Below are 24137 nucleotides of genomic sequence, written 5' to 3'. Positions count from 1 at the left end.
CAAGCGTTTAATGATACTATAGACTAATTGGAAGTAAATCTTTGTAAGAGCACCTCATTATGGCTTATTGGCTTTTTAAAACCGAACCCGATGCATTTTCAATTGATGATCTAAAAAACGCACCTGAGCAAACCTCTATGTGGGATGGCGTGCGTAATTATCAAGCCCGCAACTTTCTTCGCGATGGTATCAAGCATGGTGACTTGGTAATGATTTATCATTCGAGTTGTAAGCAAGTGGGTGTTGCAGGTATCGCTACGGTGACTCGCGAAGCTTATGCCGACCCAACACAGTTTGATTTAAATAGCGATTACTACGATGCTAAAGCAACTGCTGATAACCCGCGCTGGTTTGTAGTCGATGTGCAATACCAATCACACCTTAATAAGCTAGTTAGCCTGCAAGCGATTAAAGCCAATGAGTCAATTACCGAAATCGCTCTTAAAAAAGGCGGCCGATTGTCAGTAATGCCAGTCACCGAACATGACTGGCAACAGATCATCGCAATGAGCGAGCGATAAGCATATAAAGTAGTAGCCATTTTTAATGAGCTGCTATTTTTGCTATAATTTCGCCCCTTTATTTTAGAGGTACTAAGGGGGATGTATGAAATTACTTTATTGGTTAGAGGAATGGACCAATCTCCCACGCGATGAGCAACAAAGCCTTGTACCTATGACTGGCGGTGATTTGCTTGGCGATGTTTATGTAAAATACCATATCATTGATGCCAATAAGCCCCTGCTAATTACCTTCTCTCCTGCTGGAACCAATTATCAACAACATGATATCACTGATGATTTTTCGCCTTGGGCTTATAAGCTCGCGAAAAAGCAAGATGTGAATATTATCGCTTTTCAACATTTAGGCATTAGCAACTGGTTTAGGCACCGTAATCTGTTGTTTTTCATTGAGCAGCTAGCACCACTGATTGGCGGGTTCAAAGAGCGGTTAGGTTATGGCTTGAGTCGAGGAGGCTTTGCCGTTGGCGCCTTTGCCAACCTATTAAAGCTTGATAAAGTTTTACTCTTTCACCCTGTTAGCACAAAAAACAAAGAAAAAGCACCATGGGATGACCGTTCAAGCACCGACATCGCGCAAAAATTCGATTGGAACGGTGACTACCACGATTTAGATTTAGGCCATGCAAAGGGTTATATTATTTACGACCCAACGAATCGCATCGACCGAGCTCATGCTAAACGTTACCCACAACTAACCCACTTACGCGTGTTTGGTATGGGCCATAGTGTTCATGCAACATATTTAAATAAGTTTGGCTTTTATAAAGATGTTGCTATTGATTTTATTAGCCACCAGCAAGTTGATATAGCCCAATTCCGCCAGCAAACCAAAACGCTGCGCTTTAAAGAAGATTATTATCGTCGTCTAAATAAGGCAAATAAGAGTTCGCCACATCGTTTAGCCTTACTAAGCACCGCGCATACAATTTTAGCTGAAGAAAAAGCCGAACACATGCAAGAGCAAAAAGATGCGATTGATGTGCAACCGCTGATTGATGTTGCAATCAAACACCAAGATGAGCACCCAAACGATGCAATTAAGGTCTTAGAAGTGGCGCAGCAACTTTCACCTGATGATCCTGTGATAGACCATAAACTAAAACAGTTAAAGTGATACAGCAGCTGTAAGTTTAGAAGCATTAGCAGTAAGCGGCAAAAATCCAACTTATGATTCAAATAAGCTCTGTTAAAAAGCCTCCTTTTCGATAAGCTTAAAGCTTCCAGCTATCCCCTCCCATACCTATCATCAAATCGCTCGATGTCAGTTTCATCAAGTATCGCTCCGGTTTGTACTTCGATAACGATTAGTGGCGTGTATTGTTGATTAGCAAGGCTGTGTAGCTGCTTAGCCGCGATGTAACAAGATTGGTCGGCGGATAATTCAAATTCATCATCACCTACTCGCACGCTTGCCACTCCAGATACGACAACCCAATGTTCTGCACGGTGCTGATGGCGTTGAGTTGAAAGCTTTGCGCCGCTGTTTACGATTATTTTCTTTACTTTAAAGCCAGTGCTTTCAATTAAAGTTCGATAGTTGCCCCAAGGTCTGAATACGGCTTGATGGTGGGTTAGTTTATCGCTATCGACAACAGCGAGCTGTTTAAGTAAATCTGGGAGCTTATCAAGTGCACTTTTGTCTGCCACTAAGGTGGCATCATGAGTATGTATAATTGCTTGATTACTTACGCCGAGCGCCGCAATAGTGTGGTCAGCTTCGCTGATCAGTAGATTATTTTCGCTATCTAAACTCACCCCTTGTGAGGCTAAATAGTTGCCATGATGGTCTTTTTCTGCGATTTTCGATAATGCAGAAAAGCTGCCAACATCGCTCCAATTTAAGTCAACAGGTATAACAGCAACGTTAGCGCTACGCTCCAAAATAGCATAATCAATAGAATCACTTGGGCATGCTGTGAGCGCACCCGCAACAGGTCGTTGAAACCCTAAATCTGCGGTGAAGCTAGCCGCTTTTGCGACACTGTCAGCAATCTTTGGCGCAAAACGATTAAGCTCACTCAAGTACACATCTGGCAAAAATAAAAACATGCCGCTATTCCAGCCATACTCACCACTGGCAAGGTATTTTTCGGCTAATTGCAGAGCTGGTTTTTCTTTGAACTCAGCCACCTTAAAACAACCTTCAGGGGCTAACGGCTCACCTTGGCGAATATAACCATAGCCGGTATGTGGTTCAGTGGGAGTAATAGCAAAGGTTACTAATTGTTGTTGCTGACAAAGCGCTATCGCATTATCTAAGCAGGCAATAAGCTTATCAAAATTACTGATATGATGATCAGCAGGCATCACCAACAAGGGATCGGTTAGACCATTTTGCAATGCAAATTCAGCGGCTAGGGCAATCGCGGGGGCGGTATTTTTACCTTCAGGTTCAAGCAATAAAGTATAGCTATCTGTGATTTCTGCAATTTGCGTTTTAGCAATAAAACGATGCTCTTCATTGCACACTAGAATTGGCGCATTAAATCGTGAGTCAGCCACTCGTAAAAGCGTGCTCTGTAACAGTGATTTTTCGCTAAGCAAAGATAAAAACTGCTTAGGCATCGCTTTACGCGACAAAGGCCATAAACGAGAACCTATGCCTCCAGCAAGAATAACGGGGGTGATTTTGTGACTCATGATTGCTTAAAGTAAATAATCCAACCATGAGTTTAACAAATTTTTGAGTATGCGGCTTCGAGCAATTACAGTAACTGAAATTGATCAGCATCTAAGTGAGCAGGAAACGCTCTTCGAAAGTCATCAAGCGGTGATTTTTCTAAGCGCTGAATAATGATACCCGATTGGCCATCTTCGAGCTTAGCCAAGGTGTCACCTTTAAAATCATAAACGGCAGTACCACCACTGTGGGCAACATTATTACCATCAGCACCAATGCGATTGACACCCACGACATAACACAGGTTTTCCATTGCACGTGCTTTTAGCAGGGTATCCCAGACATGGCGACGAGCTGCTGGCCAATTAGCTACGTTGATCATCACATCGTAGTCGTTGCAATTACGCTGAAATACAGGAAAGCGTAAGTCGTAACACACTTGCGGCAAAATGCGAAAATCATTGATAGCGAATACCTCGCGATGCTCGCCTGCTGCGACGAAATTGCCTTCGTTACCTAAACAGAATAAATGGCGTTTGTCGTAATACTTCACTTCGCCATTTGGCCAAACCCAATAAAAGCGATTAGCCTTTTTGTCGCCTTTTGCAACTAAAACAGAGCCTGCAACCACAGCATTTTTTTGCTTAGCTGTGGCTTTTAACCAGCTAAGTACCTCGCCTTGTTCTGGTTCGCTGCAATCTAGATTAATCGCAAAACCCGTGGCAAATGTTTCTGGCAAGACAATTAAATCAACTTGCTCGTTTAAACTGTTAAGCTGCTCTGTAAAGTGCGCAAGGTTAGCGCTTTTATCAAGCCAATGCAGTGATGACTGCACTAAAGCTAAGGTTAAAGTTGGCATAAAATCTCCGCGGCACATTTTAATGTGTCATCATTTTTAGCAAAACATAAACGAATCACTTTGTCGCTGCTTGCACTGTTATAAAACACACTGAGTGGTACAGCTGCAACCCCCGCTTGCTCGACCAACCATTGGCAAAACTCAACATCATCAAGATCAGACACATCACTGTAATCGAGTAGTAAAAAGTAGGTACCTTCACTTGGTAATATTTTAAAACGGCTTTGCGCTAGTGCTTCGCTGAGCAAGTCGCGTTTTTGTTGATAAAAATGACTTAGCTCATCAACATGCTCAGGCTCTAACTCAAGCATATCGGCTAATGCGTGCTGAGCAGGCGTAAAACTTGAAAAGGTCACATATTGGTGAATTTTACGAAACTCCACCATGAGCTGAGCGGGTGCAACACAATAACCCATCTTCCAGCCGGTGCTGTGAAAGGTTTTACCAAAGCTTGAGATCACAAAACTGCGTGCAAATAACTCAGGGTCAGTCAGCGCACTTAAATGCAAAGCACCATCAAAGGTAATGTGCTCATACACTTCATCACTAATTACATATAAATCATGCTTAGTAACAAGCGCTTTAAGGGCATTTATATCTTCTGCTTTAAAAATTTTACCGCTTGGGTTATGTGGCGTGTTGATGATGATGACACGTGTTTTGTCTGTGATGACATCGGCTACGGCTTGCCAATCGATTTTATAATCTGGCGCATGTAAGGCAACGTGAACTGAGCGACCGCCAGCAAGTTCAATGGCCGGTTGGTACGAGTCATACGCGGGGTCAAATACCACAACTTCATCACCCTCTTTAACAAGCGCTTGAATTGCTACGAATAATGCCTCTGTTGCCCCAGAGGTGACGGTAACTTGTTGCTCGTAATTTATGTTGTTATGGTATTTTCTAGCAATCAAAGCCGCTATTTGCTGTTGTAGCTTTGCAACCCCACTTGAAGGCGCATATTGGTTTACTCCCTCAAGTACATAATGATTGAGCTGTTTTTTTAGTAATTCTGGTACATCAAACTCAGGAAAACCCTGAGATAAGTTAATAGCTTGATACTGATTTGCCAGAGCGGTCATTTGACTAAAAATGCTGGTGCCTAAATTCGGCAATTTACTTTCAAACACAGAGGTTCCTTAAAGATGGTTTTGCGCCCGAAGCGATGCTATCATTGCTTAAAACAGATGTATAGCCGTCTAAATAACTTTTAGAATGTCGAGGAATATATGCATAACAATACCGCTATTTCAGAACTAATTGAAGCTGGTAAATGGGTAAGCCAACGTGGCTGGGTCCCTGCTACTGGTGGTAACTTTTCAGCCCGCACTGCAAGCGGTTATGTCGTCACAGCAAGTGGTTTCGATAAAGGTCAACTCGGCACTCATGCATTTATTGAATTTGATCATGAAGGCAATCGTACTAAAGGCTCTGGCAATCCATCAGCTGAAACTGAGCTACATTTGAATATGTATAAGCTTATCCCGTCAGCTAAATTTGTTTTGCACACTCATTCTGTTGCGGCAACCGTGTTATCTCGTGTGATCAAAGGCCACGCTATCAATTTGCATGGCTACGAAATGCAAAAATCTTTAAGCGGTATCAAATCGCACTTAGATACCTTAACTATTCCCATTTTTGATAATGACCAAGACATTGACCGTTTAAGCTTACTAGTCAGTGATCATCACCTTCACACCCCTATTGAGCATGCCGTAATAATTCGTGGCCATGGTTTATATGTCGTTGGCCGAGATATCAAAGAAGTACTTCGTCATTTAGAAGGATTAGAGTTTCTATTTAGCTGTGAGCTTGAGCGCTTAAAATTAGAAGGTATTCAAGCTGGAGTTCAGCCATGATCAAAGCGATTTTAACCGATATTGAAGGCACAATTACCCGCATTTCTTTTGTTAAAGACGTATTATTTCCTTACGCGACAGGGCAATTACCTGAGTTTGTAAAGTCACATCAAAGCGACCCAGAAGTAGCAGCCCAAATTGAGGCTGTTAAGGCACATATTGAACAACCCGAAGCCGATATCGACACGGTCATTAAACATTTAATTCATTGGATTGAAACAGATCAAAAAATTACCCCACTTAAGCAGTTACAAGGGTTAATTTGGCAAATAGGCTACGAAAATGGTGACTTTACTGGCCACCTTTACCCAGATGCTTATGACTTTTTACAAGCCCAAAAACAAGCTGGTAAAAGTTTATATGTCTACTCTTCGGGCTCTGTGAAAGCGCAGCACCTGATTTTTGAGTTTTCTGATTATGGTGATGTTAGACCTTTATTTAGTGATTACTTCGACACTAAAGTCGGTGCAAAACAACAGCAAAGCTCTTATGAGAATATTATTGCAGAGCTACCATTTGACGCTGCCGAAGTGTTGTTCTTAAGCGATGTGGTGGCAGAGCTTGATGCTGCCAAAGCTGCTGGTCTTGGCACTTTGCACCTTGTTCGCGATGGCCAAGCGGTAAGTGACGCTCACCCATATATCAACGACTTTTCGGATTTTAGCGCGGAGCTGTTAGCATGAGTCAATTAACTATTTATAACGATAACAACGCAAGCAACATACTGTTTCATAGTGAAGACTTAAGCGCTATTGCCAGTGAGCTGAATGCGGTTGGCGTTCGCTTTGAGCAATGGCAAGCAACAGCACAGATTGACCAAGATACCAGCCATGACGCTATTTTAACTGCCTATGCTAACGATATAGAGCGCCTTAAGGCTGAAGGGGGTTATCAAACAGTGGACGTTATTTCGCTTGCTAAGGGAAGTCCAAATGCCAGCGAACTACGCAGTAAGTTCTTATTTGAACATACACATAGCGAAGATGAAGTTCGTTTTTTTGTGAAAGGCCAAGGCTTATTCTGCTTACACCTAGGCGATAAAGTGTATCAAGTGCTGTGTCAACAAGGCGACCTAATTTCAGTACCAGAACTCACACCACATTGGTTTGATATGGGCAGCGACCCTGAGTTCACAGCAATTCGCTTATTCAATAATACCGAAGGTTGGGTCGCTAAAAGCACTGGGTCAACCATTGCTACCAACTTCCCGCTGCTGGACTAATATGGAAAAGCTATTTTCTTACGGTACATTACAGTACCCGCAGGTTCAGCTTGATACCTTTGGGCGTTTGCTCGAAGGTCAACCTGCTACGCTAACTGGGTATGTCATTGGTGAAGTCGAGATCACCGACGAAGCCGTGCTTAAAAGTAGTGGTCAACGTTTTCACCCGGCGTTAATCAAAACAGGCAAACAAAGTGATATTGTTAATGGCACTATTTATTTAATCACTAAACGTGAGCTCAATCAGGCTGATGCTTACGAAGTAGATGATTATCAACGAATCGCAGAAACATTCCAATGTAACAACCAAGCTTGGCTATATGTTGCAAAAAACAGCCTTTAATTTACAAATATAAAACAAAAAGACCCAAATCAAGAACAAAAGCTGTTATTATCTTCCCTATCAAAATTAATATTTTTTAGTTAAAGGACTAAACATGGGGTCGGCATTTTCACCCTTACGCGATACCGTTATTTATGTGGGTGAGTGGCAATTTAACACTCAGCAGCAAACCATCAGCGATGGCACTCATAAGCGTGAACTAGAACCTTTATTGTTTAAATTGCTGTGTTTCTTTATTGAGCATAATGATCGCATTATCACTCGCCAAGAGCTGGTTGAGAATATTTGGCAACAAAGTTTTGTTGATGACAATGCTATTAACCGTGCCATCTCTGAACTAAGAAAAACTCTCAAATCAGAAAAGCAGCCCGGGCAAACTATTAAAACCCATTACCGCAAAGGTTATAGCCTATTTATTAAAGTTAAGCCTCTTGAGCCCACCCCCATTTCAGACCCACAAATAACAGAAGATAAAAACACAGAACATAAAGAAGCTGAAACTCCAGTTAATACAACTCCCCTTAACGTGCAAAAAGAGCATTCTTCACGCTGGCCATGGTCTTTTGCGGCCTTAGCGCTTGGTTTATTGATTGCGGCTATTTGGTTGTTCTTACAGCAACCTAAAGTAAATGATGAAGCACAAAACGAAGCGCCATTTTTAGACCTGCAAGCCGAAACGATTTCATGGCATAAGGGCACTCACTATCAATTATTGCTAAATCACGACAAAACGCAGCTTGCCTATGTGCTGCAAAATGACAATCAACATATTTATGTTGTCGACTTAACGACAAAAAAAGAGTACTCAATTACATCTGGCGCTGTCTTTTTACAGGGCTGGTCTGAAGATGGCGAGCGGCTATTTTATAGTTCATGTGAAAACAGTGACTTCAATGATTGTAGTGCTTGGCAAGCAAGCAATTTGCTATCAAATGAAGTATTACTAAAGCCAGTTACAAATCAATCTATATTAAATATCACACCAGATCAGTACATTGAAATTGGTAATACGGCAATTACAAGACGTAATAATTACCGTGGCTTAACTCACCTATCTGCTCTGTATGCGCAAGACTTAAAGACCGGTGAAGAAATTCGCATTACATCACCTAATATTACTGGCACTGGCGATTATATTTTAACAACACTTAAAAACCCCAACCGTGTTATTTTTGAACGCCACAATGTTGGCCAAGCAGAAATTTATATAGCGAATTTAGACGGTAGCTCACTCAAACTTTTAACCACCAACGAATACCGAGCTTGGGCTGCAACTTATGATAAACAAACTAACTCGCTTGTTTGGTATAACCGCGGTAAATTAACTATTGAATCATTTTCATTTGATACCATGAGTCGGGGACAAGCCATTAAAGCCCCAGTAAAACGAGCAAATTACGCTTACCCTCTTAATAAACAAAGTGTACTGATCAGCACTGATTTACACGACAGTGATGCGGCTATATTTGACATAAAATCAAAACAAATGAGCTATATTGCCACAGCTAATAAGCATGAGGATGATGTTGTCGCACTACCGAATAATGATGTCTACTTCGCTGATCTTGAATACTATAAACGACAGCACTGGCTCAGAAAAAACAACCAATATATAGATATAACCGACAAAATTGGTGAAGATGCCACCATTATTTCTGCAAATAACGACAGCAGTCAGCTGGTGAGTTTTAATAAAAGCAATCAAAAGCTAAGCTTATTAAATGCCAATGACTTTTCAGAAGTTAAACACTGGACACTACCAGGAAACAGCAAACTAGCAGCAGTCAGAGGTAATAAAATTGCAGTAATCTTTACCGAGCTTAGTAACCAGCAAAACCAACTAATGATTTTGCACACCAACAGCGATCAGGTTGTCAAAAGCACCATCGACACCCCATTGGCAATTGCTTGGTATGATGATAATCAGCTAATCGTCCATTCTAAATACGGAAAATATTTGCTTTTAGATAGTGACAGCAATACTTATAGTGAGCTGATAACTCCTGACAAACTAATCGAGCTAAAGCCTTCAATTATCACTATGACAAGCAACCATCACAGCTTATATATTGCCACAAATAATGAAATTTATAGTATTGACTTGGCAAACATACAAGATGTTGATCTAGCAATGAAAATGCGGCCCTTACACTATATAACGCATATCAATGCGAGTAATGACAAGCTGGCGATTTCGTTACTAACCGCAAATAGTCAAAATAGCATTGAGCTCTACACTAAAAAAAGCGCAGAGTAATTTACGATATTAACTGTTTTAGAATACCTTGCTCGATATCGGATTGGTTATAAACGCCGCTATCGAGCACCCAGCCTGTGACTAGGCTAGCCGGTGTAACATCAAATGCCGGGTTATAAACCTTCGCGTTAGTTGGTGCCCATATTGCTTCACCAAAACTGCCACTAACCCCTCGCACTTCATTAGGGCTGCGTTGCTCAATTTCGATATTCGCACCACACACCGTTTGTGTATCAAGCGTCGTAAGTGGCGCAACGACATAAAATGGAATGTTATGAAAATGCGCTAACACAGCAAGGTTATATGTACCTACCTTATTAGCAAAGTCACCGTTTGCAGCAATACGGTCTGCCCCTACAAAGATTTTATCGACTTTGCCCGCAGCCATTAAACTCGCCGCCATGTTATCGCAAATCAAGGTATAAGGAATTTGCCAGCGCTCAAGCTCAAAAGCCGTTAAGCGGCCGCCTTGCAGTAGCGGTCTCGTTTCATCAACCCAAACATGAATATCACCGTGGCGTTGCTGCGCTTTATGAATAACCCCTAATGCAGTACCGACACCCGCAGTCGCTAACGCACCGGTATTACAGTGCGTTAAAATGTTATCACCTTTATCAACCAAGGCAGCACCACGTTCTGCCATGCTATCGCAAAGGGCAATATCTTCTTTAAATAACTGCTCAGCAGTAGAGACAACAGCTGCAACATAATCAGTCTCTACAAGCGCTACGCGTAACTTGGCCATGCAGTGCATAAGGTTAACGGCGGTTGGGCGTGTTGCTTCTAGTTCATCTATAGCAACCGCAAGTGCTGATTGACTCATGCCCTGCTCGGCTAGGTGTGCAAGCAATAAGCTAGCACCTAAGCCGATTAAAGGCGCTCCCCGGATTTTCAAAGTCAGAATCAAATCTTTCATCGTTTCAACATCGTTACATACATGCCAATGCTGTTGATGTGGCAACAAATACTGATCAAGCACGGTTAGCGTACCTTGCTGATATTTAATACTGCTGGCGATGAGATCTTGCATACTGAATCCGAATAACTAATGAATAACTAATTTATGTGAATAGTTATTTTACATCAGTTTTGATAACTAACAAGCTAGATGTATGGACATCTAAACGGTTGCAGGTATAGAATGCTCAAAGTTAATTGTATTACGAGATAGAGCCATGGCTAAATACACTGCCTTTAATGCAGAGCATGCTGTTGATTACATTAAAGAACTTGTTAAAAGCGAACTAATTTCAGTCTTCCCTGCTGATGCAACACTGACTGCATACGAGTTTGGAGATGGAAACTTAAACTTAGTTTTTCGGGTTGCTGATCAGCACAACAACAGTGTAATTCTAAAGCAAGCACTCCCTTATGCCCGCTGCGTAGGTGAGTCATGGCCATTATCGTTAGACCGCGCCAGAATCGAAGCCGAAGTATTGATTAATCATGGTAAGTTATGTCCAGAGCATACCGTGGCGATATTACATCACAATGTCGAGCTGGCATTAACCGTGTTAGAAGATTTAGGTGAGTTACAAATTTTACGTGGCGCACAAATCAACGCAGAGCAATTTCCCTTATTGGCCAGCCATGTTGCGCTCTACTTAAGCCGAACAGGCTTTTATAACTCAGACTTTTACTTATCTGCTGAAGATAAAAAAGCCAAAGTCAGTCAATTTATTAACCCTGATTTATGTAAGATCACAGAAGACTTATTTTTCACTGATCCGTACATTGAGCATGAGCGCAATAATTTCCCTGCAGAGCTTACTGAGCACGTCGAAAGTATTCGTAATAATGATGCTTTAAAATTGGCCGCTGCTAAATTAAAAGCGAAATTTTTATCGTGCCCGCAAACTTTATTGCATGGCGATATGCACAGTGGCAGCATTTTTGTTGATAGCAAAACCACTAAAATGATCGACCCAGAGTTCGGCTTTTTTGGCCCTGTTGGCTTTGATATCGGCTCATTTATGGGTAACTTGCTACTAAATTACTGTGCCCAAAACGCCCGTATTACAGAGCAAGCAAAGCGCCGTCAGTATCAAACCCATTTATTAACTTGCTTACAAGACTGTTATAGCCAATTTGAGCAACATTGGTTAAACCTCGCAAGCAGGGAAGCAACTGATATTAGCTTTGCAAACCGCGCCTTTAGCGAAGATTACTTACAACACGTATTGCGTGATGCGATTGGCTACTGTGGCGCTGAACTTATTCGCCGTACTATTGGTTTAGCCCATGTTGCAGATATAGACGGTATTGAAGATGCACAAGCTCGTTTAGCAGTACAACAGCAAACGCTCGTACTCGGCGAGCAACTGATGCTCAATGCCACAAGCTGTAACAATAAAGACGAGTTCTTTTCGTTGTTAATCAGTTTATTAAACTGATAGTCAAAAAGTAAAAAGGCGCTTAATGCGCCTTTTAATTATTCAACTCAACTAGATTATTTATTGTAGTGCTCATACATTTTATCGAGCGGCTCTGATAAACCATTTTCTTGTACCACTCGCACATGCTGGCGAGCTAACTCGCGGGCACTTGATACACCACATGAATGAGCAATCAGCCCTGCACCATAATGAATAAACTTATTATAATTGGCGACACGTTGTGCCTTATCGGTCACATCTAGGCCCCGCTGTAAGCGTTCATTATGAGTCGTAATACCGGTCGGGCAGGTATCTTTATTACATTGTAGAGCCTGAATACAACCTAACGAAAACATATGACCACGCGCCGACACAATAAAATCAGCACCCAGCGCGAGTGCCCAAGCCACTTTTGACGGTACGATTAGCTTACCCGATGCAATCACTTTCACTCGTTCTCTGAGACCATGTTTTTTTAGCAGATCAACAACCAAAGGCAGGCTCTCGCGCAGCGGTAAACCAACTGAATCCATTAAGGGTTGAGGGGCAGCGCCCGTTCCACCGTCGGCACTATCAATAGTGATAAAATCAGGGGCAGATTCAATACCACGGTTATTTATTTCACTAAACAAGGTTTCGAGCCAAGTGTATTCACCAATAACCGCTTTAAAACCGGTTGGTTTACCTGTGGTACAGCGTACCGTTTCAATCATATCGAGTAAATCTGCTGGGCATTTAATCTCTGGATGACCATTTGGACTAATCGAGTCATGCCCTTCAGGAATACCCCGAATTTTTGCAATTTCAGCAGTCACTTTGCGCCCTGGTAACATACCCCCTTTACCGGGTTTAGCACCTTGACTCATTTTAATTTCGAACATTTTAACTTGTTCGTGCTCAGCAATCGCTTTGAGTTTTTCGGTGCTTAATTTACCGTGCTCATCTCGTACACCATATTTTGCCGTGCCAATCTGAAACACAATATCGGCGCCACCTTCAAGGTGGTAAGGGCTGAGCCCTCCTTCGCCGGTATTCATCCAACAGCCGGCTAATTTTGCCCCTCGCGATAATGCGCGAACAGCGGGCTTAGATAATGCGCCAAAGCTCATACCTGAAATATTAAATAACGAGTTTGTTGTATAAGGAGCTTGGCAATAAGGCCCTAACGTGACTTCGCTCGGGTCGAGTGCATCTTCATCTAAGGTTGGGAACGCACAGTTCATAAACATCACAGTGCCCGTTGCTTCAAGGCTTTGGGTTGAACCAAAGGCCGTAGTACGGTCAACATTTTTCGCAGCACGATACACCCAGCTTCGCTCAGCACGATTAAATGGTAGCTCTTCCCTATCCATGGCAAAAAAGTATTGTCGGAAGAATTCACCTTGGCGTTCAAAAAAATAACGAAAGCGACCGATCACCGGGTAATTACGGCGAATCGCCTGTTTAGATTGCGTCACATCACTAATGTAAAAGCACACAATCACCAGCAAACCTATACCGAGTGCAAAAATAAACAAGCTGGCAAATACATCGATACTAAAAATTATAAAATCACTCATCCAAGGCCCCTTTGTGAAATGACATCCTTCAAAGCATATAAGGTGTTTATATTACGTGCAATAAGCACTTCATATATTTAAGGTTTCGTTGGTTCAAAGGATAAATATTTACAAAATAGAAGTGATAAGAGCATTGAATTCAAAAAAATAGGTATGCCGAGGTTGACGGCACACCTAATCAATTAGCGTGTTGTATAGCCGCCGTTAGCAAAAATAGTTTGCCCAGTGATCCACCAACCATCAGTCGCTAAAAATTTAACGATCGGTACGATATCTTCAATTTGTGTTAATTGGTTTCCCATTGCTTGTGATTTGTGAAATACCACACGCTCTGGCGTTTCTTCACCATAAAAGAAAGGCGTATCCATTGGACCAGGACCAATACCTGTAACCGAAATCCCACGACCAGAGAACTCTTTTGCAGCAGCTCGGGTAAAGTGCTCAACAGGTGCCTTACCGCCAGCATATGTTGAATACCCATCTGTAAATGCGGCGAGTAAAGAGGTGACTATTGTGATGATTTTGCCGTTGTTATTTAACTGCTTACCCGCTTCTTTTATAAAGAAATACGCTGTTTTTGAGTTAACATCAAACATCGAATCATAATCCGCTTCAGATGTTTCAACTATTGGCTTTCTTAGGACCTTGCCAACTGTATTTACAGCTATATCGATACCACCATAAGTAGACTTAGCAAAATCAAAAAGCGCCGTTACATTATCAGCCTTAGACAAATCACCTTGAAACGTCACCGCCTCACCTCCTGCCGCTAGAATCGCATCAACAGTCGCCTCAGCTTCCGCTTTCGAAGAGTCACTATGATAGTGTGCAACAATTTTTGCACCCTCTTTAGCAAACTCTTGGCTGATCAAGCCACCTAAATTTTTGCCACCGCCAGCAACAACCACCACTTTACCTTTAACATCAGGTTTTGACATTCCTATCTCCTTTAAGTAATTCATATCAAAGTCAGTAAGTAACCTAAAACGGATTAGGCGTACCTATTCTCAATTCATTACTTTATCCAATTGAATAAAGTGCGGGAATTAGGTGAATATGCAATTACTGATTGTCAAAAATGCAATTAACTAAATGCACGATGCTAAGTCACTGTTTATTCGAGTTGTAGAAGCTGGCAGCCTCAAAAATGCTGCGGCACAATTAGGGATCGAACCTTCCTCTATCAGCCGTAAAGTTGCTGCACTAGAGAAGCGCTTAGGGGTAAAATTACTTAATCGTTCAACTGTTCGTACTACTCCTACAGAACAAGGACAAACTTATTTTGAACGACTAAAAGATATCCTTGATGCTCAACAAGCATTAGACGAAGAAATCTCGAACAGTATTCATAAAGTAAGCGGCACTTTAAGAATAGGAGCCCCAGTCGACTTTGGCTCGCAATTTGTCGTCCCAGTATGTAGGGCAATGCAAAAGCAATACCCTGACTTAAATTTTGAATTATTCCTTGGTAGTGATTTTGAGAACTTATTTAGCAATAAAATTGACGTTGCGGTGAGAATTGGTGAGTTAGCCAACTCGCAGCTTATTGCCAGAAAACTTGGAGAAATCCCCAGAGTTCTGGTTACGAGTCAGCAGTATTTAGAGAAATTTGGTATACCATTGAATCCTATGGATCTTGAACAACACAATTTTATTTTTTATTCACAAAAACAAGCAAAAAGCGATATTGAATACCTTAATTTTACTCGTTTTCCACATGTTAAAATGCACAGTAACTTCACAGTTAATAGTGTGTCTGCGGTGAGAGACCTAGTCATTAATGGCGTAGGTATTCACCTTGGGCCTCTTTGGTTTTTCTCAGAGGCTATCCACAAAAAACAGCTCATTCCTCTTCTAACAGATTATCAGTTAAAAAGTTACTCATCACACGCAGTGTATAAAAAGCAACCTTACACACCACAAAAAATTAAGGTGTTTATTGATAAAATGAAAGAAGCCGTTAGCACATTACACAACTCAAGTTTCAACTAATATTACTAGTTAATCGTACCGCATTGTCCAGCTAACAATCTTACCCTGCTCTACCACTAATAAAAAATTTGCTGGGCTGGAGTAACCATCATTGTTTTTATAAGTACCAGTGACAACGACTTGATTACCCATCATTTTTAATGCAGGTTCAATTACTTGGCCATGAACATTAATAATGTCTGATTCAAGCCAGCTTTTAAATCTATCACCACTATTCTTACGCTTATACCAACGTTCATATTCTTGGCTTGCATTGTCGGCAAAAACAGCCCGAATTTGTTCCGCATTATTATTTTTCATTGCATTTAGCAATGCTGTAACAACCGCTTTGGGTGTAGGTTCCTCTTTTGCAAAAACTGAATTTTGAAAGCTGAATATACCCAAACCACCTCAAGATGCGAGTTTCAGTTGGAATTAAAAGCGATTTAGGCAAGGCATTGATTGCAAGTAATAGTGGTTCTATTGTTAAAATCAATAACGCAGTATAAATCGCTTTTAAACCAACCCTTCGGGCGCTTCACAGGCACTTACTCTCATCGTTGTTACTTCTTAAAAGGGACTGCCATTCTTGCAAAGTAACGCCTTGATATTAAGCACCTGTGAAACGCTGAATTCTGCATCTTGAGGAGGCTTGGGTATATAAGCAATACACTTAAAAGTAAAAGGCGAGCTTTTGGAATAATGTCCATTTAATCTACTCCTAACAAATTTGATTAAAATAATATTACCCAAAGATAAATAACAAACGCGCTAGGAGAATTCGCATTTTATTAATTAAAAAAGGCGTGATGTAAATCACGCCTCTTCTTTTATACTGCTATACAGCTATGCTGCTCGTTTGGCTAATTCAGCTTTAATATAAAGTTGAATTTGCTCTTCAAGCACTGACATTGGCACTGAGCCATGACGCAATATTTGATGGTGGAATTCGCGAATATCGAAATCTTCACCAAGTGCTTGCTCAGCTTCGTGGCGTAGACGTTTAATCGTTAACTCACCAATTTTGTATGACAACGCTTGTGCAGGCCATGAGATATAACGGTCAGTTTCTGTCTTCACATTATGCAATGAAAGCGCGGTGTTTTCGCTCATAAACTTCATTGCACGATCACGGCTCCAGCCATACATATGCATACCGGTATCAACCACTAAACGTGCAGCACGCCACATTTCATAAGTCAAACGACCAAAATCACTGTATGGGTCTTGATAAAAGCCCGCTTCGATACCTAAAAACTCCGAATATAAGCCCCAACCTTCACCAAATGCAGACAAATATGCATTACGGCGATAACTTGGTAATGACTCAAGTTCAGCATTTAGCGAGATTTGTAAATGATGCCCAGGTACAGCTTCGTGTAAAGTTAATGCTTCAAGTACATACAACGGGCGCTTATCTAACGCATAGGTATTAACCCAGTAATAACCTGCTTGGTCATCACGGCGAGAGCCTGAGTAACGACCCGTTGTATATTTAGGTGCAATGCTCTCTGGCACTGGCGCAACACCGTACGGCATTCTTGGCAAAGTGTGGAATAACTTAGGTAACTGCGCATCCATTTTCTTGGCAATGTAAGACGCTTCTTTTAGCAAATCTTTTGGTGTTTTTGCGTAAAATTGCGGATCAGTACGTAAAAAGTGCACAAAATCAGCAAACGAGCCTTCAAAGCCTACTTTCTCGATAATTTTTTCCATTTCTGCGCGAATACGCGCGACTTCTTGTAAACCCAGCTCATGGATTTCTTTTGGCGTCATATCTGTGGTGGTGTAGTACTTAGCGCGATTTTCGTAAAACGCTTTGCCATTCGGCGTACTTGAAATACCAATATCTGTACGTGCACCCGGTTGATATTCATTGTTAAAGAAGGTTAAGTAACCTTGATATGCCGGAATAACTTGTTCTGTGATAATGGTTTGCGCTTGCTTTTGTAGCGCTGCAAACTCGCTATCACTTAGGCCTGCCGTATTATTTAAAAATGGTTTGTAGAATTCAGACTTAGTAGCATCATCAACAATATAAGCCGTGATTGAGTCTTGATAACCTTCTAAAACAGCCTTTGGCTGGGTTAGGCCCACTTCAAGCCCCTTTCGCATCCAGCCGATATTTTGCGAAAAATAGCGAGGAATTTGCTGTAATTTAGCAAGATATAGCTGGTAATCTTGTGGTTTTGTGTAATCTGAGCTGGAGATCATAAATGACAAGCTAGAATGGAACCCATATTCAGATGTCAGCGGCATGTAGTGCGCATTAAACACATATTCATCGACACTATTTTGCACTTGGCCGCGTAAAATAGTCAGGTTAATGCGATTTTCTTCCGATAACTTATCACGGTCGATAACGTCTAGCTCGGCAAGTAACTCTGTATTCTTTTGGTATTTTTGTTCTAAAAATTCAGCCGATAGATTTTCTAATAAATAACCATCAACGCCATTATCTTTACCATACGGGCTGATGCTTTGGCGGTAATTAACAATATTTTCGGCTACTTGAGTAAATTGCTGATCAGCATCAATATTTGTTACTTGGCAAGCGCTTAAAGTACACGCTAAAGCAACCGTAATAACAGAACGATTTAAAGTTCGCGACAGTGTTTGTTTCATAGCATTCTTTTTAGTTTTAATCAGTATCGCTAAAGTAGCGCAGCACTGGCTAAAACCCAAACAAATGCGACCAAGCTCAGGTTAAATACGCTCAAATTAACAACGGTGTATAAATAAGAATGAGCAAGGTTTAAGCAATTTTTAATTACACTTGTTAAAGTTGTTGAGAAAATCAGCTAATAGACACAAACGAAACAAATTTAAGTTCCAAAGTAAGCGATTTTGCTTTTAAATAGGCTGATTACAGATTACTGTAGACTCAGTATTTATGCTTGGAAGCAGCTATACCTTACGGAAGAGATGATTAATTGGTTGATATGCGTATTTAGTGGTATTGAAAAATGATGTTCCATGATCCCATGGCTATTGCTCAAGAAAAAATGACAAAGGTATGTATCTTTTTAGAACATCATGCATTACCGCCGTCACCACTTAACTACCAAGTTGTTTACACCTACGTCAGCCAGTCTAACCCTAAACTTAACGCCGCTATTGACCGTGCCATCGCACAAAGAAAAACCATCGATTGTGTCTATGTAGAACAGCTTTATTTCGATTTTATAGAGCAAGGGCATAAAATGAAAACCGCCATTGTTCGCAACGTTGACTCAGTAATTAACACCCTTTCGCGAAATGCTAACAATAACGAGCAAAATATTGTGCGCTTTGCTGATCAAGTCACAGAATGTGTTCATTCAATTGATGAAAACAATATTGAGCAAACGCGTCATGCATTAAAAATGCTCAGTAAGCAATCTGAAGTCCTGCTCAATCAGCATCGTCAATTTAAGCAAGAAATAGCAAAAGCCAAATCACTACAAGAAAAAACCCAAAAACAGCTCACTCAATTACGCAAACAACACATCACCGACCAACAAACCGGCTTATACAAGCGCCATTACTTAAATCAACAAACTCAACTTTGGGTCGGCCAAAATAAAGCGGTTTGTGCTATCTCTATTCACATTGAGAACTTAAACCATTTTATTGAAAACTATGGTGATGTGATTGGTGAAGTAATTTTAAATAAAGTCGCCAAGCAGGTGCAAAAATACGTACAAGAAAGCGGCTTACCTGGGCGCACAAGTAAAGATGAATTTACCATCTTACTTGCTGATATTGAGCCTGAAACTGCCAACTTAATAGCCGAAAAAGTACGAAATGGTGTCGAAAAGCTGCGCTTTGTCAGCTCAAAAAATGGCACCAAACTCCCCGCTATTACCTTAGCCCTAGGTATCGCTAAACATGAAGGCGATGGCGACTTTAACAGCTTAGCCCGTAAAGCCTCTTTAGCAGCTGCGAAAGCCAAGTCGCTTGGGCAAAGTAGTTTTATTGCCGGCCAGTAAAGTTTAAACCTGTGCTAAATAATGAAAAGCAATGCTAATCTGATGATTTAGTTATAATCAAATTGCACCCCACAGCTACAATCAAGTACACTAGTCTTTATTGCCACGATAGAGATTAATCATGAACGAGAATCAAGAAAAGACCACGCATTTTGGCTATAAAACCGTTGCTGAAAACGACAAAGCATCAATGGTTGCAGATGTATTCCACTCAGTCGCTGCAAAGTATGACGTAATGAATGATCTGATGTCGTTCGGTATTCATCGTTTATGGAAACGCCAAACTATTGCAAGTTCAGGTGTTCGTAAAGGTCACTATGTATTAGACCTTGCAGGCGGTACAGGTGATTTAACCGCTAAATTTAGTCAGCTAGTGGGTGAAACGGGTCAGGTAATCTTAGGCGATATTAACTCTTCAATGCTGAAAGTTGGCCGTGAGAAACTTCGAAACCTTGGTCGTGTTGGCAATATCGAATATGTTCAAATGAATGCAGAAGCATTGCCATTTCCTGATAACAGCTTCGACTTAATTACGATTGCCTTTGGTCTTCGTAACGTGACCGATAAAGATAAAGCTCTACGCTCAATGTATCGTATTCTTAAGCCTGGCGGTCGTTTACTTGTGCTTGAGTTCTCAAAACCAGAGCAAGAAATACTGAGCAAAGCCTACGATTTCTACTCATTTAATATCTTACCTAAGATGGGTGAGCTGGTTGCGAATGACAGCGAATCTTATCAATACCTTGCTGAGTCTATCCGTATGCATCCTGATCAAGAAACATTAAAAGGCATGATGGAAGATGCGGGTTTTGAACAAACCAGTTATCAAAACCTTACTGGCGGTATTGTTGCCCTTCACCGTGGTTTTAAATACTAAAAACTCTGTAAATTAAGCAGGTAACGCGATGTTAGCAAACGCTCTGTTATCACTCGTCGAACGAATCATTAATCAACTGCTGCAGTTAGACCCTCAGTTAAAGGGTAAGCTTGCAGCAATTGCTGATAAACAGCTGTTGATTGAGATACGTGATTGGCAACAGTCAATTTTGTGCGTTTACAGCGACGAGCAAATTCACTTATACAGTACGCAAGAACGCAGTTTTGACTGCATGATCAGCGCCGATATCAACACCTTGTTAGCGCTTAAAGATCCATCAATGCTCACGCAACTCATTCGCCAAGACAAGCTCGACTTACAAGGCGATTTAAATCTTGCGCAAGGCTTTAGCAATGCGTTTGCTGAGCTTGATATTGATTGGCCAGAACATTTTTCTCGATACATTGGCGATGCCCCAGCACAACAGTTGTGGCTCTCTATTCAAGCTTTAAAACGTCGTGGTTCACAAACGAAAAGCAAGTTAGAAAATACCTTAACAACGCTTTGCCAAGATGAGTTAGCAGTGACCATACACCCTCTTGAACTTGCTGAATTTAAACAGCAAAATCGCCAATTAAAAAGCCAAGTATCTCAATTAGAGATGCGAATTAACGCGCTGTTACAGTCACGCTAATGCGCTAAGGAACTTGTGTGTCGTCTGCTCGTCTTTATTACATTACTAAAACTCTACTGAGCTATGGCTTAGACGAATTAATTCCGCGTAAACGAGTGCCTTGGTTTGCCAAACTCGCCCGTGGCAGCTTATTTTGGTTACGTAACCAACATAAAGATAAACCTGCAGGTATGCGCTTAAGACTTGCATTGCAAGAGCTCGGCCCGGTGTGGATCAAGTTTGGTCAAATGCTTTCTACACGCCGTGATTTACTCCCTCATGATGTCGCATTAGAGCTTGCACTACTACAAGATCAGGTTGAGCCTTTTGAAGGTGAACTTGCCCAGCAGCTTATCGAAAAAGCGCTCGGTATTAATGATATTAGTGAATTATTTAGTGATTTTTCGCAAACACCTTTGGCATCAGCCTCGATTGCACAAGTTCACACGGCAACCTTAATTGATGAGCATGGCGCGCCACAAGATGTGGTGATTAAAGTCATTCGCCCTAACATTAAAGAGCAAATTGATGCTGACTTAATGCTAATGCAAAAAGTCGCTCGCTTGGTTGCTAAGTTATTAAAAGAAGCAAAACGTTTACGCCCTATTGAAGTAGTAAACGAGTACAAAAAAACTTTACTCGATGAGCTCGACTTAATGCGTGAAGGGGCGAATGCGATTCAGCTACGCCGTAACTTCGAAGACTCAGATTCGCTCTACATTCCCTTTGTTTACAGTGACTACAGCCGCAGTAACGTATTAGTAATGGAGCGCATTTACGGTATTCCAGTATCTGATACCGACGCATTACTGGCACAAAATACCAATATGCAGCTACTAGCTGAGCGTGGAGTCGAAGTATTTTTCACACAAGTATTCCGCGACAGTTTCTTCCACGCTGATATGCATCCGGGTAATATTTTCGTTTCACGTGAAAACCCTCATAACCCAAAATATATCGGCATTGATTGCGGCATTGTGGGCACCCTTAATCGTGAAGATAAACGCTATTTAGCAGAGAACTTTATTGCCTTTTTCAACCGTGATTACCGCCAAGTAGCGCAACTGCATGTTGATTCTGGCTGGGTACCCGCCGATACCAGCATTGAAGAGTTTGAATTTGCCATTCGTACTGTGTGTGAACCAATTTTCAACAAACCACTGGCCGAAATCTCTTTTGGCCACGTGCTAGTTAACCTGTTTAATACGGCTCGTCGCTTTAATATGCAAGTTCAACCGCAATTAGTGTTACTACAAAAGACGCTGTTGTATGTTGAAGGCCTTGGCAGACAACTGTATCCGCAGCTTGATTTATGGAAAACCGCTAAACCTTTTCTAGAAGATTGGGTCAAAGAACAAGTTGGTCCGCTTGCAGTAATGAAAAAAATGTATGCAAACTTGCCATTTTGGGCAGAAAAAATGCCTGAATTACCTGATTTAATTTATCAAAACTTAAAACGTCAACAACAACCTGTACAATTGCCAGCGCCGCAATCTGCTAAGCCTTTGTTACTTAGTATCTTTGCTGGTAGCTGTTTAATAGTTTCAGGCTTATGTTATTTACAGCATGACTTAGTCGCCAGTGTAATTACCGCAGGCTTTGCTATAGCAGGCTTTATTGCAGCATGGCGAAGCGCATAAACTAAGTGCTATTTATGTTTTGGTGGGTATAATCAAGGCAAGTCTATTCAATAAATTTGATAAAAACGGAGTAACCCATGGGTTTTGGTGGTATCAGTATTTGGCAATTAATCATTATTTTAGCAATCATCGTGTTGTTATTTGGCACAAAGAAACTTCGTGGCATTGGCGGTGATTTAGGTAGCGCAGTAAAAGGCTTTAAAAAAGCCGTGTCTGATGATGACCAAACTAATTCCAAAAGCGAGCAAATAGAGCAAGCTTCTAACACGCAAAGCAAAGAAACCGTAGAGAAAAGCAAAGACGACCATAAGGCTTAATCAACATGGGGATGTGGGAACTTGTTGTCGTACTTATCGTAGGTCTGATTGTGTTAGGCCCTGAGCGCTTGCCTGTGGCAATTCGTACAGTTAGCCGCTGGGTAAAAACATTAAAGTCAGTCGCCAATTCAGTGAAAGCTGAAGTGAACGAAGAACTCCGTATCCATGAGCTTCACGAGAACTTAAAAAAAGCAGAACAGCAAAACTTGCAAGAGCTCACACCAGATCTGCAAGATTCTGTAAACGAACTTCAAAAGGCTGCTCAGTCAGTTACCCACAGTTATAAAAAAGACACACCAGAAAAAGCAGAAACTAACAATAATGACGAAAAAAAGTGAATTTAATCTCTGCTTTTGTGGTCAATAACAATGATGATGAATAGTAAATTATGACCGAGCAAGCTCACACAGGCTTTGTTGGCCACTTGATTGAGTTACGAAACCGACTCATGAAAGCTTTGTTAAGCATTTTGCTAATATTTATCGCCTTGGTGTACTTTGCCAACGATATTTATAGCTTTGTTGCAGCTCCACTGATTGCAAACTTGCCAAGCACTGCCACCATGATCGCAACGGATGTAACAGCACCTTTTTTTGCACCGTTTAAACTCACCTTATTTGTAGCGTTATTTGCTGCTATTCCCATGATACTGCATCAAGTTTGGAGCTTTATAGCACCAGGTTTGTATCAACATGAAAAGCGTATGCTAATGCCTATTTTGGCCTCAAGTATCTTGCTATTTTATAGTGGTATCGCATTTTGCTACTTTGTGGTGCTACCTATTATTTTAGGGTTTTTTACTAATACTGGCCCTGATATGATGACATTAGCACCTGATATTAGTAGTTATTTAAGTTTTGCTTTAAAACTGTTTTTTGCTTTTGGTATTGCGTTTGAAATACCTGTTGCCATCATGCTGTTATGCTGGAGTGGCGCAACAACAACGAAAAGTTTAAAAGAAAAACGACCTTATATCGTGGTAGGTGTATTCGTGGTTGCCATGTTCTTAACACCTCCTGATGTACTGTCACAAACATTGCTAGCATTACCCATGCTGTTATTATTTGAATTAGGTTTAATTTTGGCTGCATTCTATACCGCCAAACCTCAACAGGAATCCGAGGAATAAA

The 24137-nt window shown here is 41.2% G+C and carries 24 protein-coding genes; 16 read left to right on the top strand and 8 right to left on the bottom strand.

The annotated features are described in order from the left end of the window. The first annotated feature begins 59 nt into the window (after positions 1–59). Positions 60–521 carry an EVE domain-containing protein gene (locus AOG27_RS07315; protein ID WP_054552364.1) on the top strand — a complete coding sequence of 154 codons (462 nt, stop codon included), beginning with the start codon at positions 60–62 and terminating at the stop codon, positions 519–521. Between the two features lie 85 nt (positions 522–606). Further along, positions 607–1638, top strand: coding sequence for a hypothetical protein (locus AOG27_RS07310; RefSeq protein ID WP_054552363.1), 1032 nt, complete (start codon positions 607–609; stop codon positions 1636–1638). A gap of 110 nt (positions 1639–1748) precedes the next feature. Here the strand turns inward: AOG27_RS07310 and AOG27_RS07305 are convergent, their stop codons facing one another. The 3 genes from AOG27_RS07305 to AOG27_RS07295 form a co-directional block, all read right to left on the bottom strand. After that, positions 1749–3164 (bottom strand): mannose-1-phosphate guanylyltransferase/mannose-6-phosphate isomerase, encoded by a 1416-nt coding sequence (locus AOG27_RS07305; RefSeq protein ID WP_200909087.1) that lies wholly within the window; start codon positions 3162–3164, stop codon positions 1749–1751. 65 nt (positions 3165–3229) lie between these two features. Then, positions 3230–4003, bottom strand: coding sequence for an amidohydrolase (locus AOG27_RS07300; protein ID WP_054552361.1), 774 nt, complete (start codon positions 4001–4003; stop codon positions 3230–3232). Next, positions 3991–5133, bottom strand: a complete 1143-nt coding sequence (locus tag AOG27_RS07295; RefSeq protein WP_054552360.1) for a methionine aminotransferase — start codon at positions 5131–5133, stop codon at positions 3991–3993. The genes AOG27_RS07300 and AOG27_RS07295 overlap by 13 nt, the downstream gene beginning before the upstream one ends. 99 nt (positions 5134–5232) lie before the next feature. Here AOG27_RS07295 and AOG27_RS07290 point away from each other — a divergent pair, with 99 nt between their 5' ends. The 5 genes from AOG27_RS07290 to AOG27_RS07270 all read left to right on the top strand — a co-directional run bounded on the left by AOG27_RS07290 (position 5233) and on the right by AOG27_RS07270 (position 9684). Then, on the top strand, positions 5233–5862 hold the full coding sequence (locus tag AOG27_RS07290; RefSeq protein ID WP_054552359.1) for a methylthioribulose 1-phosphate dehydratase: 630 nt from the start codon (positions 5233–5235) through the stop codon (positions 5860–5862). After that, positions 5859–6545 carry an acireductone synthase gene (mtnC, locus tag AOG27_RS07285; protein ID WP_054552358.1) on the top strand — a complete coding sequence of 229 codons (687 nt, stop codon included), beginning with the start codon at positions 5859–5861 and terminating at the stop codon, positions 6543–6545. The genes AOG27_RS07290 and mtnC overlap by 4 nt, the downstream gene beginning before the upstream one ends. Further along, the gene (locus AOG27_RS07280; protein WP_054552357.1) at positions 6542–7084 is read left to right on the top strand and encodes a 1,2-dihydroxy-3-keto-5-methylthiopentene dioxygenase; all 543 of its coding nucleotides are present in this window, start codon (positions 6542–6544) and stop codon (positions 7082–7084) included. Before mtnC ends, AOG27_RS07280 begins: the two co-directional genes overlap by 4 nt. 1 nt (position 7085) lies before the next feature. After that, on the top strand, positions 7086–7427 hold the full coding sequence (locus AOG27_RS07275; RefSeq protein WP_054552356.1) for a gamma-glutamylcyclotransferase family protein: 342 nt from the start codon (positions 7086–7088) through the stop codon (positions 7425–7427). A gap of 94 nt (positions 7428–7521) precedes the next feature. Next, entirely contained in the window at positions 7522–9684 is a 2163-nt protein-coding gene (locus AOG27_RS07270) for a winged helix-turn-helix domain-containing protein (protein WP_054552355.1), read from the top strand. Position 9685: 1 nt separating this feature from the next. Here the strand turns inward: AOG27_RS07270 and mtnA are convergent, their stop codons facing one another. Next, a complete protein-coding gene (gene mtnA, locus AOG27_RS07265; protein WP_054552354.1) occupies positions 9686–10714 on the bottom strand; it encodes an S-methyl-5-thioribose-1-phosphate isomerase in 1029 nt (342 codons plus the stop codon). 145 nt (positions 10715–10859) lie between these two features. On the opposite strand from mtnA, the gene mtnK reads away from it, so the two are divergent. After that, positions 10860–12077: an S-methyl-5-thioribose kinase gene (gene mtnK / locus AOG27_RS07260; RefSeq protein ID WP_054552353.1), complete on the top strand. Its 1218-nt coding sequence runs from the start codon at positions 10860–10862 to the stop codon at positions 12075–12077. A gap of 56 nt (positions 12078–12133) precedes the next feature. Here mtnK and AOG27_RS07255 read toward each other — a convergent pair whose 3' ends face one another. Continuing rightward, on the bottom strand, positions 12134–13618 hold the full coding sequence (locus tag AOG27_RS07255) for an FMN-binding glutamate synthase family protein (RefSeq protein WP_054552352.1): 1485 nt from the start codon (positions 13616–13618) through the stop codon (positions 12134–12136). 182 nt (positions 13619–13800) lie between these two features. Beyond that, positions 13801–14556 carry an SDR family oxidoreductase gene (locus tag AOG27_RS07250; protein WP_054552351.1) on the bottom strand — a complete coding sequence of 252 codons (756 nt, stop codon included), beginning with the start codon at positions 14554–14556 and terminating at the stop codon, positions 13801–13803. Between the two features lie 154 nt (positions 14557–14710). On the opposite strand from AOG27_RS07250, the gene AOG27_RS07245 reads away from it, so the two are divergent. Continuing rightward, on the top strand, positions 14711–15610 hold the full coding sequence (locus AOG27_RS07245; RefSeq protein WP_054552350.1) for a LysR family transcriptional regulator: 900 nt from the start codon (positions 14711–14713) through the stop codon (positions 15608–15610). Between the two features lie 9 nt (positions 15611–15619). On the opposite strand, the gene AOG27_RS07240 is transcribed toward AOG27_RS07245, so the two are convergent. Both AOG27_RS07240 and AOG27_RS07235 read right to left on the bottom strand, forming a co-directional pair. Next, positions 15620–15910, bottom strand: coding sequence for a hypothetical protein (locus AOG27_RS07240; protein ID WP_082389226.1), 291 nt, complete (start codon positions 15908–15910; stop codon positions 15620–15622). Between the two features lie 525 nt (positions 15911–16435). Further along, the gene (locus AOG27_RS07235; protein ID WP_054552348.1) at positions 16436–18214 is read right to left on the bottom strand and encodes a DUF885 domain-containing protein; all 1779 of its coding nucleotides are present in this window, start codon (positions 18212–18214) and stop codon (positions 16436–16438) included. 359 nt (positions 18215–18573) lie between these two features. On the opposite strand from AOG27_RS07235, the gene AOG27_RS07230 reads away from it, so the two are divergent. The 7 genes from AOG27_RS07230 to tatC all read left to right on the top strand — a co-directional run bounded on the left by AOG27_RS07230 (position 18574) and on the right by tatC (position 24136). Continuing rightward, the gene (locus AOG27_RS07230) at positions 18574–19560 is read left to right on the top strand and encodes a GGDEF domain-containing protein (protein WP_054552347.1); all 987 of its coding nucleotides are present in this window, start codon (positions 18574–18576) and stop codon (positions 19558–19560) included. Between the two features lie 121 nt (positions 19561–19681). Next, positions 19682–20437, top strand: coding sequence for a bifunctional demethylmenaquinone methyltransferase/2-methoxy-6-polyprenyl-1,4-benzoquinol methylase UbiE (gene ubiE / locus AOG27_RS07225; RefSeq protein WP_054552346.1), 756 nt, complete (start codon positions 19682–19684; stop codon positions 20435–20437). A 28-nt stretch (positions 20438–20465) separates the two neighbouring features. Further along, positions 20466–21071, top strand: coding sequence for a ubiquinone biosynthesis accessory factor UbiJ (locus AOG27_RS07220; RefSeq protein ID WP_054552345.1), 606 nt, complete (start codon positions 20466–20468; stop codon positions 21069–21071). 17 nt (positions 21072–21088) lie between these two features. Continuing rightward, on the top strand, positions 21089–22690 hold the full coding sequence (gene ubiB / locus AOG27_RS07215) for a ubiquinone biosynthesis regulatory protein kinase UbiB (protein WP_054552344.1): 1602 nt from the start codon (positions 21089–21091) through the stop codon (positions 22688–22690). A gap of 77 nt (positions 22691–22767) precedes the next feature. Beyond that, complete coding sequence (tatA, locus tag AOG27_RS07210) at positions 22768–23007, top strand: Sec-independent protein translocase subunit TatA (RefSeq protein WP_054552343.1); 240 nt, start codon at positions 22768–22770, stop codon at positions 23005–23007. A 5-nt stretch (positions 23008–23012) separates the two neighbouring features. After that, positions 23013–23345: a Sec-independent protein translocase protein TatB gene (tatB, locus tag AOG27_RS07205; RefSeq protein ID WP_054552342.1), complete on the top strand. Its 333-nt coding sequence runs from the start codon at positions 23013–23015 to the stop codon at positions 23343–23345. A 50-nt stretch (positions 23346–23395) separates the two neighbouring features. After that, complete coding sequence (gene tatC / locus AOG27_RS07200; protein ID WP_054552341.1) at positions 23396–24136, top strand: twin-arginine translocase subunit TatC; 741 nt, start codon at positions 23396–23398, stop codon at positions 24134–24136. Position 24137 lies beyond the last annotated feature (1 nt).

Source organism: Pseudoalteromonas lipolytica (genome assembly GCF_001306915.1).
GTDB lineage: Bacteria > Pseudomonadota > Gammaproteobacteria > Enterobacterales > Alteromonadaceae > Pseudoalteromonas > Pseudoalteromonas simplex.
Note: the sequence above shows the minus strand (reverse complement) of the source record. Positions and strands in the feature narration are given on the sequence as shown.